Here is a 12,263-nt window from a genome sequence, read left to right on the forward strand (position 1 = left end):
GGTAGCGCTTGGTCTTCTTGGCGATCTTGGCCATCCGGCCACGGCTCTGTTCGGTCCACATCCACAGCTTGAATCACAAACCAGCCTCCGCCGAAATCCCAATTTTCCGATTTTCCAAACGGCCTCTGAGGCGTTGAACCGGTAAGACAGATGAAAGATTGTGTCGACATAGCCTTGTGAGACGCGCGCCCGTAAAGGCCCCGGTGTAAGACGTGAAGTTGCCAGATCTACTGCGGCCGCTTGATGACTGCGATGTTCCTTTTGCGGCGATCATTTCGGACAGGCTAGCCATCTGAGAACGCGATGGCACCGTCCAGAACATTATATTGGTGAACCCAACAGCAAGTGGCGCATATTTGCTGGGCAGCGGTTCGTGCTGTATCCGCCCGTTAACGCCGTCCGAGAAATATCGAGCGAAACGATATGCAGATCAAAGACGTCCTCCTCGCGCCTGGCAACGGCGCATTCTTCTATGACGATCAAGCTGCCATTCGGTCCGGCGCGACCCAGGACGGCTTCATCTATGTCGGCGAACCGACAACGCCTGGGTTCACGTCGCTTCGCGTCCCGGCATGTGCGCTTAGTGTCGGGCTTGTTCTCACCGACGACACCATTGTTTGGGGCGACATGATGGGCGTTCAATATTCTGGTGCGGGCGGACGCGATCCTTTGTTTGAAACTGCTCAAATCTCGGATTTGACATTGCGGGTCGTGGTGCCGCGGCTTCTCAATGTCGATCCGTCTTACTACCTTGATGCGTGCGCGAAAGTTTTCGAGCCATTCGAAGGTAAGCGGTTACCTCGCTCGATCGAGTATGGCGTCAGTCAGGTGCTCCTTCGCGCAGTGGCCCATCTTCAACACACGACGATGGCGGAGATCGTATGCAGCGAATTTGATCTACCGCTGCCAACGAGTAGGGTCCCGATTTACTGCCAGAGCGGCGATGCTCGCGAAATCAATGTCGACAAGATGATTCTGAAGGCGGTGGATGTGCTTCCCCACGGCCTGATCAACTCACGGCAAAAATTCGGCGTCGACGGCCAGATCTTCATGGAGTTCGTGAAGTGGGTTGCAATGCGTACGCGCGAAATCGGCCCCCCGGGATATCATCCGGTGCTGCATTTCGATGTGTATGGCTGGATCGGCCAGGAAATCGGCCTGAAGCCGCAAAGCATCGCCGACTTTATCTGCAAGGTTGCGGACACCGTCCCGGGTTTCACGCTCAACATCGAGGCCCCGGCGGATTTTGGTTCGACGCAAGCTCAAATTGAGAACTACGCCAAGATCGTATCGATTTTGGACAAGCGGGGTTCCAGGGCGCGCATTGTCGTTGATGAGAGATGCAATACGCTTGAGGATATCCGGCACTTTGCCGAAGCGAAGGCTGCGCATCTGGTCCAAATCAAGACTCCAGACGTCGGCTCGCTCGCTGATACGGCGCGCGCCGTTCTTATCTGCAAGGCGAATAAGGTCGGGGCGTATGTCGGAGGAAGCTGTACCGAGACGGATCTCTCCGCCCAAGCTTCTGTCCACGTATCTGTGGCAACCCAGGCCGACATGATGCTTGCAAAGCCGGGAATGGGTGTCGACGAGGCATTCTCAATTGTTGGGAACGAACAAAACCGGTTGCTGGCGATGCTGAACCATCGCCGGACTCAAAACGAAATCATTGGATGAAAAGCACGGTGTCGCATGCAGAACTCTCTTGAAGGGGTCACTGTCGTCGCGGTGGAACAGGCCGTGGCCGCGCCTTACGCATCGTCGCGGCTTGCTGACGCTGGTGCGCGTGTCATCAAAGTCGAACGGCCCGAAGGCGACTTCGCAAGGTATTACGACAAACTGGTTCAGGGCCAGAGCGCATATTTCGTCTGGCTTAATCGGGGTAAGGAGTCGGTTTGCCTGGACCTCAGATCGGAAGCAGACCGTGCCGTCCTGGACACACTCATTGCCGCTGCCGACGTCTTCATCCAAAACCTGAAACCGGGCAGCATCGAAAAACTAGGCTTCGGGTCTGCCGATCTCCGTCAACGCTTTCCGCGTCTGATCACCTGCGACATATCTGGTTTCGGGGAGGGAGGGCCGTTTTCGCATCTGAAGGCGTACGATCTCATCGTCCAGGCCGAAACGGGGCTGTGCGCCATCACCGGTACCCAACAAGGACCCGCCCGTGTTGGCGTGTCGGTTTGCGACATCTCGGCAGGCATGACGGCGCACAGCGCCATCCTCCAGGCATTGTTCCACCGCGAGCGGACGGGTGCGGGCGCCGGCATCCAGGTGTCACTCTTCGATGCCGTCGCCGACTGGATGAACGTACCGGTTTTGCAAAACGACTACAGCGACTATCATACGGTACGCGCGGGCGTGAAACACCCCTCGCTGGCGCCGTATGGCGCCTATCGTTGCGCCGATGGCAAGGACGTCATCTTTTCGGTCCAGAATGACCGCGAATGGGTAAATTTCTGCGAGAAATTTCTCAAGCGACCCGAGCTCACACGTGCACCTGGTTTTGCCGACAACATGGAGCGTCTTGGTCATCGTGCGCAACTTGATGAGCTTATTGAACAGCGCTTTTCCGAACTGTCCTGCCACGAAGCAATGCTCGAGCTCGAGGCAGCCGGTCTAGCATATGGCCGACTGAACGAGGTGGCCGATGTTTCAAGGCATCCACACATTCGCAGGGTGCAGGTTGGGACACCCGAAGGAACTGTCGGGACGATAGCGCCGGCGGCGATTTTCAACTCTGAGCGCCCTTCGCTGCGCCCAGTTCCGGCTCTTGGCGCTCACACCGAGGCAATCCGCGATGAGGTTCTGGGCCTTTTGCGCGAAAGAGCCGCGTCAGCGTGAGCGCGCGTCTCGGTAAGGTGGGTGCGCTCGCGATTTACGCACAGCGTGATACCTCGGATCATCTCAGCGCATGGGCCGGCCAGCAAGCTTACCGCCACCGGCCTCGCTAAAGTCGACCGCAGAGGCGATTCCATGATCAGGAAAACCGTTCCGGCCGTTGAAAGCGCGATGTCTGTACCCCGTTGGCGATCCCTACTCTTCGTGCCCGCTCACGTTCCACGCTTTGTGGAGACGGCCCATGAGCGGGGTGCAGATGGCATCATTCTCGACCTGGAGGACTCCGTCCCCGAGGATCAGAAGGGCGAGGCGCGCCGGCAGCTGCCCGAATCCGTGGCAAAGGTGCGGCGCAAGGGCGCGTCGGTTTTGGTCCGGGTCAATCGCGGTTTGCGCGCGTTGGCGGCGGATCTCGATGCAGCCGTCATATCGGGTGTTGATGCACTTGTTCTTCCGAAGACGGATTCGGCAGAATGGGTGTTAGAGATCGCGAATGCGGTATCGGACCTTGAACAGGAAAGAAATCTTGTCCACGGAAGCATCCGGTTCCTTGCCCAGATTGAAACCCCGGGCGCCTTGCAAAGGCTCGCTGCCATTGCGTCGGCGCATCCCAGGATGGTCGCAATGGCGCTTGGGCCTGAAGACTTCAGTGCCGCTGTCGGCGGCGCCCCGGAATTCGATCTTCTGTTGACGCCGAACCTTTCCGTTCTGTTTGCCGCCCGTGCGGCCGGATTGCTCCCGCTGGGCTTCGTTGGAAGCATCGGCGAGTTCTCGGACACTCATAAGCTTCGTGAAGCCGCGGTGCGTGCGCGGCGGCTTGGCTTTGCCGGAGCTTTGGCGATCCATCCGACACAGGTGGCCATATTCAATGAGGCTTTCTCGCCAAACGCACAGGAACTCGAGTGGGCCAATCGTGTTGTCGCGGCGGAAAATGATGCCGCCATGCGTGGACTGGCTGCATTCTCGTTGAATGGTAAGATGATTGATCCCCCAGTGGTTCGGCGCGCCCACGAGATCCTGGCTCTCGCTAGCAACAACTGAGCTTTTAATCAGCAGCCGAAGGCGCTGGTTTCGGAGCCTGGCTCGACAGTTGTTGCTTGCTTACCATCTTGTTTCGAGATAGATAGGAAGGCACTGGGGATCATGCCCGGTTGGATTTGTTCATCGTGGACATCAGGCAGTTGAGATACTTTGTCGGCGTCGTCGAAGCCGGTAGTTTCACGAAGGCAGCTGCGACCCTCAACATAGCTCAAAGCGCTCTAAGCCTGCATGTGCGTCAGCTGGAGGAAGGATTCGGCACGCAACTGCTGGTTCGCGATCGAACCGGTGTCAGCGTCACGGCGTCCGGAGACAAGCTGCTTGAGCGCGCGCGGATCATCCTGAGGGAAATTCAGCTCACCGAGGCCGAACTGACCAACTCGGTGGCGGCTCCTTCCGGGGAGGTGACAATTGGCATTCCGTCCGGAGCCGCTCGCGTCCTTAGCGGTCCCTTGCTTGAAGCGGTAAGAAGCGAATTGCCGAGGATTTCGCTTAAGATGATCGAGGGCATGACGGGACCGCTGGAGGAGTGGATGGCTGCTGGCCGTTTTAATCTGGCAGTCCTGTACCGCACTGCCGAGAGCGTGGGGCAAATGACGGTGCTGGCCCGCGAAGAGTTTTGCCTGGTGGTGCCGCCGGGTGAACCGCCTTTCGAAGATTCGATTCCGCTCGCCGACCTGCATGCGTTTCCGCTGGCGGTTCCGATGCGCAACAACAATGGCAGGCGTTCGGTGGCTGATGTCGTTGCGCAGCACGGTTGTATGCTTGACGTCAGATTCGAAGTCGACTCCCTTTCTACGATCATCAATATGGTCATGGAGGGGAAGGCGTATTCCATCCTTACCCCCTCAGCCATTCAGAAAGAGGCATCTCAAGGCCAGGTCCGGACGGTGAAAATCATTGATCCCGTGATTACCCGTTCCGTTGTGCTTGCCGTCAACCCGAAAGATGAGCGCTCTCCAGCCGTTTCTGCGGTCCGCAAGCTGATCCCCAAGGTCGCAAATACTTTGATCGAGAGCAAGCACTGGTCAGCCACGGCCCCGGACCTGGCTTAAACACATCCCAACCAGTTTCAGTGCTATCGCTCCTCCGCGGCTGTATCATCTGTATTCGAGATGGTTTTGGTCGATATTTCATATTTGACCGGGCGTGACCATCGCGATGAAACTGCAGGGAAGCGGGCCTAGGTTCGATATCGGCGGGTCTCGCATTGGCAGGAATTCACTTACGCGGAGCATGCGATGTCCAGCGCCCCGAGCTATCAGCTTTTCATCAACGGCAGGTGGCGAGACAGTAGTGGTGGAATTACTCTGCCTGTGATCAATCCGGCGACAGAGAAGGGGTTTGGCTCGGTGGCGGCGGCTTCAGCGTCGGATCTGGATGAGGCCCTCGCTTCGGCAGAACGCAGCCGCCGGGCTTGGTTCTCACGGCCTGCAAAAGAGCGCGGCGAGATTCTTTTGGCGGCCGCCAGGATCCTTGCCACGAAGGTGAAAGACGCAGCGAAGGATTTGTCGACCGAACAGGGCAAGACGACTGCCGAAGCGACGGGTGAATACGCGCGGGCTGTCGAAACACTGGAGTGGAACGGCACGCACGCCGAAGAGCTGTCGGCCCCTATTCCGATGGGCCCGAACCGGATGATCGTCCCCGAGCCCCTTGGCGTCGTTGCTGCCTTTACGCCTTGGAACTATCCCGCCGTGCTCATCGCCCGCAAGCTCGCCCCTGCTTTGGCGGCGGGCTGCCCGGTGATCCTCAAAGGAGCTGAAGAGACACCAAGCGCGGCTGTCCATTTCGTCGAAGCCTTGCGACAAGCGGGTATTCCGGACGGCGTGGTCAATCTCGTCTTTGGTGTGCCTGTGCAAATATCCCGGCATCTCCTCAGCTCACCGATCGTCAAGGTGCTAACTTTCACGGGCTCTACCGAGGTTGGAAAACAGCTCGCCAAGCTCGCCGCGAATAACTTGCAGCGGTGCATCCTCGAACTCGGTGGACACTCCCCGGTCGTTGTATGTGAGGATGCCGACCTGGCAACGGCAATACCGGCAATTTCGGAATACAAGTTCGAGTGCGCGGGCCAGAGCTGCAATGCGCCCAGCCGGATCCTCGTCGCGCGGACCCTCTATGAGGAGTTCCTATCCAGGATGACGGAAGCCGCTCGCAAGATCAAGATCGGCCCACCGGACGACCCGGCGACGGAGATGGGCCCAATGGCAAACGCCCGGCGAATCGAGGCAATGCAGCGTCTGGTCCAGGATGCTGTCGATCGCGGCGCCCGCATCGAAACTGGCGGCACACGCCTCGACCAGCCGGGCTTTTACTGGCCGCCCACCATTCTGACAGGCGTCCCAAAGGATGCAAAAGTGCTTCATGACGAGCCGTTCGGGCCGATCCTCACCGTGGCGCCGTTCGACACGATCGAAGAGGCAATCGAAGAAGCCAACGCCACTGAGTATGGTCTGGCTGCCTACTTCTTTACCGGCGCCACCGATGCGAAACGGACGCTGATCGGCGGTCTTTCGGCAGGCGCGATCAGTGTAAATTACCTGAAGGGGGTTTCTGCAGATGCACCATATGGGGGCGTCAAACAAAGCGGCTATGGATACGAGGGGGGCGAGCAGGGATTGCGGAGCTTCCAAAGCCTGAAACTGGTCAACGGGCTCGGGTCATTGGGATGAGATTTCGTGGATAAAAAAACACGGACCATTGCCGGCAAGGATATTACAAAGAGCGTCGCCGACGCCCTTCAGTATATCTCGTACTACCATCCCCCCGACTACATCCGATACCTTTCGCAGGCATACGCGCGCGAGCAGAGTCCGTCGGCTAAGAACGCCATCGGTCAGATTTTGCTGAACTCCCGCTTGGCGGCCTTCGGACGGCGCCCGATCTGCCAGGACACCGGTCTCGTGGTGGTCTTTGCAAAGGTTGGCATGGGCGTCCGCATCAAATCAACGGCCAGTTTCGCTGACCTGGTGAATGAGGGCGTCCGCCGAGCCTATCTCGACCCCGACAATCCCCTTCGACCATCGATCGTCTCGGATCCGCTCGCCGCACGATTGAACACCCGCGACAACACACCGGCGGTCGTCCACGTCGACCTTGTGCAAGGCAACCAGATTGAAATCACCATCGCCGCAAAAGGGGGAGGATCGGAAAACAAGGCGCGTTTCACCACCCTTAACCCCAGCGCGTCCGTTGCCGACTGGGTGGTCGACACTGTTTCGACGCTTGGTAGCGGATGGTGCCCGCCCGGCCTGATCTCGGTCGGCATCGGTGGTAGCGCCGAAAAGGCGATGCTGCTGGCCAAGGAGGCCATGAACGAACCTATCGACATGTCGGATTTGATCGGCAGGGGGCCATCATGCGCTGAGGAGGCACTGCGGATTGAGCTTTATGAACGCATTAATGCGCTCGGTATCGGAGCCCAGGGCCTCGGGGGTCTGACGACAGTCGTTGACGTCAAGGTTGCGACCTATCCTACTCATGTGGCATCGAAGCCCGTGGCACTCATTCCGCAATGCGCCGCCAACCGACACCTTACGTTTACCTTGGACGGCTCTGGACCCATCAGGCTTGAGCCGCCTGGCCTTTCCGAATGGCCCCAGATCGGTCATGAGGATTTGCACGCAACTGGCGTCCGGCGGGTCAATCTCAATGCGGTCACAAAGGAAGAGACGGCATCGTGGCGCTGCGGGGAAACCCTACTTTTGTCCGGAAAGATGCTGACGAGCCGTGACGCCGCCCACCAGCGAATGGTCGATTTGATCGATGCCGGCAAGCCGCTCCCGATCGATCTGCGTGCACGCGTGATCTACTACGTCGGACCCGTCCGCGCAGTGAGGGATGAGGTCGTCGGGCCGGCCGGCCCAACGACCTCCAGCCGGATGGACGGTTTTACTGACAAGATCCTCGCCGAAACCGGACTTTTCGCGATGGTCGGTAAGGCGGAGAGGGGACCGGCGGCGATCGAGTCGATTGTCAGACACAAGGCGCCCTATCTCATCGCAGTGGGTGGCGCTGCGTACTTGATTTCAAAATCGATCAAAGCGGCGCGCATCGTTGCCTTTGAAGACCTGGGCATGGAAGCGATCTATGAATTCGAGGTGCAGGACATGCCGGTCATCATGGCTGTCGATGTTGAGGGAAACTCCATTCACAATTCCGGGCCTCTTGAGTGGCGCAAGCGCATGGCAGCCGACAGCATCGCCCGCGGCATCGGCGTTTGAGTCTTCCCGGCTTCGCGATCCGGCCAGACTCCCGCGCAGGATTTTGGGCCGCATCGGTAACACAAGCGGCAATTTGTGGTTCAGCTCCTCGGCGAGCCATATAAGAAAGGCCGTCAAGTCGCTCTCGATGCCAAATGCTCGGATGTAAACACTGCTTCGACCTGCCGCCCATACGATCGACGCTCGGGTGCTTTCGAGGGTGCCAATCAAATCAAGCACCGGAGATACCAAAAGATGCGCCATCTATTTACGACGAGTTCGCCGCCGACAGGCGATCACCCCTCTCCAAATGCCCGGTTAGGGAAGGGGCAATAGCCCAACTTTTCTACAGCCTTTCTTTCTGCTTGGATCGCCCTCAGTGACCCGACTTTCGACAACCTCGCACTGACGCGTTTCGGGCCGAGGACGAATGACGCCCACTACATTCCTAACTTCAATCAATGATAGAATTGGTTGGCACTAATTGCGCTGTCGACCACCGCTTGAGAGCAAAAGGTCATGAAGTCGAAACCCTCTCCTGTGCGACTAGACGCTTGGGACGTCCGCATTCTCTTAGAGATCCAGTCAAATGGTCGGATTTCGAAGAGCGAACTCGCAAAGCGTGTTCATCTTTCGGCGTCGGCCTGTTCGGAGCGGCTCCGTGTGCTCGAAGCCGAAGGGATCATTGAGGGGTTCTATGCGCGACTCAGTCCAGCCCTCATCGGGGGCATCATCTCCATAATGGTGGAGGTGGTTCTGGATCGCCATCGTCTCGAGGATCAACGCCACTTCGAGACTGCGATCCAAGAGATTCCCGAAATCCTGGACTGCTGGGCCATCGGGGGGCGGATCGACTATTTGATGCGCGTTTCATCTCCTTCCATGGCTGCGTATCAGGATTTCATGGAGAGATTGCTGCAGGCAGGCTTGGGTATCGATCAATACTATAGCCTGGTCGTGACGAAACCAGTGAAATCCAATTCACCAATCCCCTTGTCCGCTCTGAGACAACGGTAAATCCGTTTTCACGGCGTTTGATGCCGATTCCGAGAATTCGTCGGCGAAAGACGTGCATTCCCGCGAAATTCGAGAGGCGTTTCTGGTATAGAGAGGCGGCTGGCCGGGTGTTCTCCGTGAATTCGCGAGAAGGGAGACGATGCGCTTGGTCAACTGGGAAACCGAGCACCTACGAAAGAAGGATCGAAGCTATGGCTGCCAAAGAGAAGTATAAATTCAAAATCGAAAACGAAATTTACGAATGGGACAACCAGACCATAACCGGCGCTGAGGTGCGAGGCGTAGGCCCTGGCATACCAGATAGCATGGACTTGTATATGAAAATGCCGGGCCAGCCCGGGCGGCTGGTTGGGCGTGGTGAATCAATCGATCTGCGGCAGTCGGGGATCGAAAAATTTTACGCGCAGGATGCAAGCTCCGAAGCCGGAAATAAATAATGTCCCTATTGTTCGATTCTGACTACGCGATACTCAACAAAGCCGGCGTCGATTTTGAAGAAGATGAGGGCACCCGTTTTCTTATATTCAAAAAATTTCCGCTACCGAAAGGCGTTTATCTGGCTGATGGAAAGCCCGCGGATGCCGTCGATGTTTTGTATGTTATTCCGCAGAACTACAATGCCTCTGGTGGCGACATGTTCTGGGTTCACCCGCGCTTGCATAGGGCTGACGGCGAGCCAATACCAAGCACTGGCGGGCCTAGTCCCAATGAGGATTCACGTACTCACGAAGGCGTGGTGTTTTGCCGCTGGTCTAGGCACTGGAACAAAAATCCTTGGAAACCAAAGGTCGACAACGTCCAAACGATTATGGATCGGATTTCGTGGGCCTTTAAGTACCCTGACGCAAGGCGCCCATGAACGGACATCGCATTTCGATTACCGGTTCTCTCGACAATAAGCTCAAGAGTTGGTTGACGGGGCACCCTGACGCTCACGAGCGCGGCGCGCTGGTTCTCTTCCGCAAAATGGAGAGGGCTGTAGCGGGTCTGCCGCCCTCAGCACGTTTCGTGGGTATTGACATAATTGAGATGGATGGCGACTGGGTGCTAGACAGTTCCCCGGTTCACTTGCGCATCAATCTGCGCAAGTTTCAGGATATCTACGTTCGTTGCGAGCAGGAGCGGCTCGAGCTCGGGTTCGCTCATTGTCATCCCAGAGGAGTTCTGGATTTCTCAAGCAAGGATGATCAGAACGAACAGAGCATTCTTAGGGGATACGCTGGCTGCAACGGCCCTGATGTATCACTTGTCGCGATGGTTTTGGCTGACGGGCAGTGGCGTGCGAGAGTTCGGCTGGGTGCGGCCCCTGACAGTGTGGCTGATGTCCGGCATGTCTGTGTTCTCGGGACGGACTTGGGAGTTCATATCGGCAAGGCAGATGATGCCGCTCCGTCGGAACTGCTAAGGCGCCAGGAAGCTGCGTTTGGCAAGCCCTTCAACGAGAAGCTCAAATCCTTGCGAATAGCAATCGTCGGAGGTGGCGGAACGGGGTCTTCGGTCGCCACACTCGTCGCCCGCGCGGGTGTTGGCGAACTCATTATTATCGATGGCGATTTGCTCGAAGATAGCAATCTGAACCGCGTCCGCGGATATCGCCGTTGCGATATCGGCGAGAGCAAGGCAGCCACGTTGGCCCGATACATACGAGATCTAGGCTTACTGGTGACTGTCGTGGCCATTGAGGCATATGTGAACGAGTCTCCAGAAGCGATCGATGCAATTTCTAGTGCTGACCTGGTGTTCGGATGCACTGACGATGTTGCTGGAAGGGAAGTGCTTAATCAGGCATTGTATTACTACTGCCAAGGACTTATCGACTGCGGGCTCACCGGCAAGATTGACCTTGACCAGGAGCATCAGCCTTATCTACGTGACCATAGAGGCCGAGTTAGCACAGTTCTTCCGGAATATGGTGCGTGCTTGAGGTGCCAAGGCGTGGTGACTGAGGAAAAGCTCAGGTACGAGAGTGCACTAAAGGCACGTCCGGAGCTGGCGGAGCTGGATCCAGAAACGCTTCGAAAGGAGCACTATCTGGTCGGGGGCGGCGAGCGGGCTCCCGGAGTAGGTCCGTTCACCAGTGCGACCGCCGATATGGCCGTAGCGACATTGTTTGATCTGGTGCGCCCCTATCGGCAGCTTCCGAGCGACATTAGCCGCGATAATATCTGGTACGACTTCGTGCATATGGCAATTCACAGCAATATGCCAAAGGACAACGCCGAATGCTTTTGCTGCGGTCCGAATGGCTTATTACTCAAGCCGGAGAATGGCTATAGGCTCAGTATGCCGTCATTAGGCAAGCTGAGTTAATTCGTATGTGGTCTTGGCTGCTAAAGCTCGTGCGGCGGCTAGAGGAGATCATCCTCGGTCCACGCACTCCAAAAACATCCGCCAATCGAACTCCTTCTGAGGAGCGACTTCCGGGTCTACTTTTCGCTCGGAATGAAGTCGTCGAGAAAACACCTCCGAATGACACGGTCCGGCCAGGACAGTTCATCACGGTCGTACACAAAGGCCGACCATACTGGTCGCTCTTTAGGTGTCCCTGTGGCTGTGGCGAGGTAGTTTCGTTACCGATGCATCCGCCTCATAAACCCAGGTGGCGTATTGAGCTAAGCCAAGACGGGAGGCCGACGTTGCATCCCTCTGTTTGGAGAAACAAAGGGTGCATGAGCCATTTCTGGCTTAGAGACGGAAGAGTCTACTGGTGTGGGGACACCGGTGTCGAGCCTTGGCGAGCCCGTCCAGATCTATACGAAAGAAAAATCTGGAGCACGTCCTGGGATCGATGAGTCGATTGTGATGTGACGAGGGGCTTCGCTGGTGATAACTCCATTTTTCCGTTAGGCAGCCCTTGTGCGCATGCTGCGCCAAGCTTCCAGCATCGGCAACACGATAGGAACGCGTCCGTCCCAGTCGACGAGGAGACTGCGGACGGCTTCTCGAATATGCTTCCCTTGCCCGCGGGAACCAGCAATCCGAACGCCTTCATGATGCTGCGGATCTGATTTGAGAGTTCGGTTGTAATCCTGACCAGCCTAGTGGATTGATCGGAACAGAAGAGTCCTTTTTGGGATTCCCCGGATCGCTTCGGCATGCGACATTGCGAGATGCGCACTGGTATCAGCATCGACATCACGGCTTCGGACAGAATTCGGCTTGAAG

Annotated in this window: 11 protein-coding genes and 1 pseudogene; 11 read left to right on the forward strand and 1 reads right to left on the reverse strand. The window is 57.2% G+C overall.

Translation table 11 applies throughout. The features are described 5' to 3' along the window. Window positions 1–423 precede the first annotated feature (423 nt). The 11 genes from D3227_RS38560 (at window position 424) to D3227_RS44665 (ending at window position 11,890) form a co-directional block, all read left to right on the forward strand. Window positions 424–1,677, forward strand: a complete 1,254-nt coding sequence (locus tag D3227_RS38560; RefSeq protein WP_120019247.1) for a methylaspartate ammonia-lyase — start codon at window positions 424–426, stop codon at window positions 1,675–1,677. A gap of 15 nt (window positions 1,678–1,692) precedes the next feature. Continuing rightward, entirely contained in the window at window positions 1,693–2,844 is a 1,152-nt protein-coding gene (locus D3227_RS38565) for a CaiB/BaiF CoA transferase family protein (protein ID WP_120019248.1), read from the forward strand. 132 nt (window positions 2,845–2,976) lie between these two features. Continuing rightward, a complete protein-coding gene (locus tag D3227_RS38570) occupies window positions 2,977–3,879 on the forward strand; it encodes an HpcH/HpaI aldolase/citrate lyase family protein (RefSeq protein WP_245452131.1) in 903 nt (300 codons plus the stop codon). A gap of 125 nt (window positions 3,880–4,004) precedes the next feature. Then, window positions 4,005–4,931 carry a LysR family transcriptional regulator gene (locus tag D3227_RS38575; protein ID WP_120019256.1) on the forward strand — a complete coding sequence of 309 codons (927 nt, stop codon included), beginning with the start codon at window positions 4,005–4,007 and terminating at the stop codon, window positions 4,929–4,931. A gap of 186 nt (window positions 4,932–5,117) precedes the next feature. Continuing rightward, window positions 5,118–6,551, forward strand: a complete 1,434-nt coding sequence (locus D3227_RS38580; protein WP_120019249.1) for an NAD-dependent succinate-semialdehyde dehydrogenase — start codon at window positions 5,118–5,120, stop codon at window positions 6,549–6,551. Window positions 6,552–6,557: 6 nt separating this feature from the next. After that, the gene (locus tag D3227_RS38585) at window positions 6,558–8,102 is read left to right on the forward strand and encodes a fumarate hydratase (RefSeq protein WP_120019250.1); all 1,545 of its coding nucleotides are present in this window, start codon (window positions 6,558–6,560) and stop codon (window positions 8,100–8,102) included. Between the two features lie 498 nt (window positions 8,103–8,600). Beyond that, window positions 8,601–9,098: an Lrp/AsnC family transcriptional regulator gene (locus D3227_RS38590; protein WP_120019251.1), complete on the forward strand. Its 498-nt coding sequence runs from the start codon at window positions 8,601–8,603 to the stop codon at window positions 9,096–9,098. A gap of 191 nt (window positions 9,099–9,289) precedes the next feature. Further along, on the forward strand, window positions 9,290–9,535 hold the full coding sequence (locus D3227_RS42090; protein ID WP_167481059.1) for a multiubiquitin domain-containing protein: 246 nt from the start codon (window positions 9,290–9,292) through the stop codon (window positions 9,533–9,535). Beyond that, the gene (locus D3227_RS38600; RefSeq protein ID WP_120019253.1) at window positions 9,535–9,957 is read left to right on the forward strand and encodes an E2/UBC family protein; all 423 of its coding nucleotides are present in this window, start codon (window positions 9,535–9,537) and stop codon (window positions 9,955–9,957) included. Before D3227_RS42090 ends, D3227_RS38600 begins: the two co-directional genes overlap by 1 nt. Then, complete coding sequence (locus D3227_RS38605; protein ID WP_120019254.1) at window positions 9,954–11,408, forward strand: HesA/MoeB/ThiF family protein; 1,455 nt, start codon at window positions 9,954–9,956, stop codon at window positions 11,406–11,408. Before D3227_RS38600 ends, D3227_RS38605 begins: the two co-directional genes overlap by 4 nt. A gap of 5 nt (window positions 11,409–11,413) precedes the next feature. Continuing rightward, the gene (locus D3227_RS44665; RefSeq protein WP_425374598.1) at window positions 11,414–11,890 is read left to right on the forward strand and encodes a ubiquitination-like system serine protease family protein; all 477 of its coding nucleotides are present in this window, start codon (window positions 11,414–11,416) and stop codon (window positions 11,888–11,890) included. Between the two features lie 54 nt (window positions 11,891–11,944). Here the strand turns inward: D3227_RS44665 and D3227_RS44670 are convergent. Further along, window positions 11,945–12,141 (reverse strand): annotated as a pseudogene (locus D3227_RS44670) (IS110 family transposase); the annotation flags it as partial. Window positions 12,142–12,263: the final 122 nt, after the last annotated feature.

The sequence above is a fragment of the Mesorhizobium waimense genome (genome assembly GCF_003601975.1).
GTDB lineage: Bacteria > Pseudomonadota > Alphaproteobacteria > Rhizobiales > Rhizobiaceae > Mesorhizobium > Mesorhizobium waimense.

Excerpts from the sequence above, each read along its gene's own strand:
- D3227_RS38560 (WP_120019247.1), top strand. The coding sequence starts at position 424 with ATGCAGATCAAAGACGTCCTCCTCGCGCCTGGCAACGGCGCATTCTTC.
- D3227_RS38565 (WP_120019248.1), top strand. The coding sequence starts at position 1,693 with ATGCAGAACTCTCTTGAAGGGGTCACTGTCGTCGCGGTGGAACAGGCC.
- D3227_RS38570 (WP_245452131.1), top strand. The coding sequence starts at position 2,977 with ATGATCAGGAAAACCGTTCCGGCCGTTGAAAGCGCGATGTCTGTACCC.
- D3227_RS38580 (WP_120019249.1), top strand. The coding sequence starts at position 5,118 with ATGTCCAGCGCCCCGAGCTATCAGCTTTTCATCAACGGCAGGTGGCGA.
- D3227_RS38590 (WP_120019251.1), top strand. The coding sequence starts at position 8,601 with ATGAAGTCGAAACCCTCTCCTGTGCGACTAGACGCTTGGGACGTCCGC.
- D3227_RS42090 (WP_167481059.1), top strand. The coding sequence starts at position 9,290 with ATGGCTGCCAAAGAGAAGTATAAATTCAAAATCGAAAACGAAATTTAC.
- D3227_RS38600 (WP_120019253.1), top strand. The coding sequence starts at position 9,535 with ATGTCCCTATTGTTCGATTCTGACTACGCGATACTCAACAAAGCCGGC.
- D3227_RS38605 (WP_120019254.1), top strand. The coding sequence starts at position 9,954 with ATGAACGGACATCGCATTTCGATTACCGGTTCTCTCGACAATAAGCTC.
- D3227_RS44665 (WP_425374598.1), top strand. The coding sequence starts at position 11,414 with ATGTGGTCTTGGCTGCTAAAGCTCGTGCGGCGGCTAGAGGAGATCATC.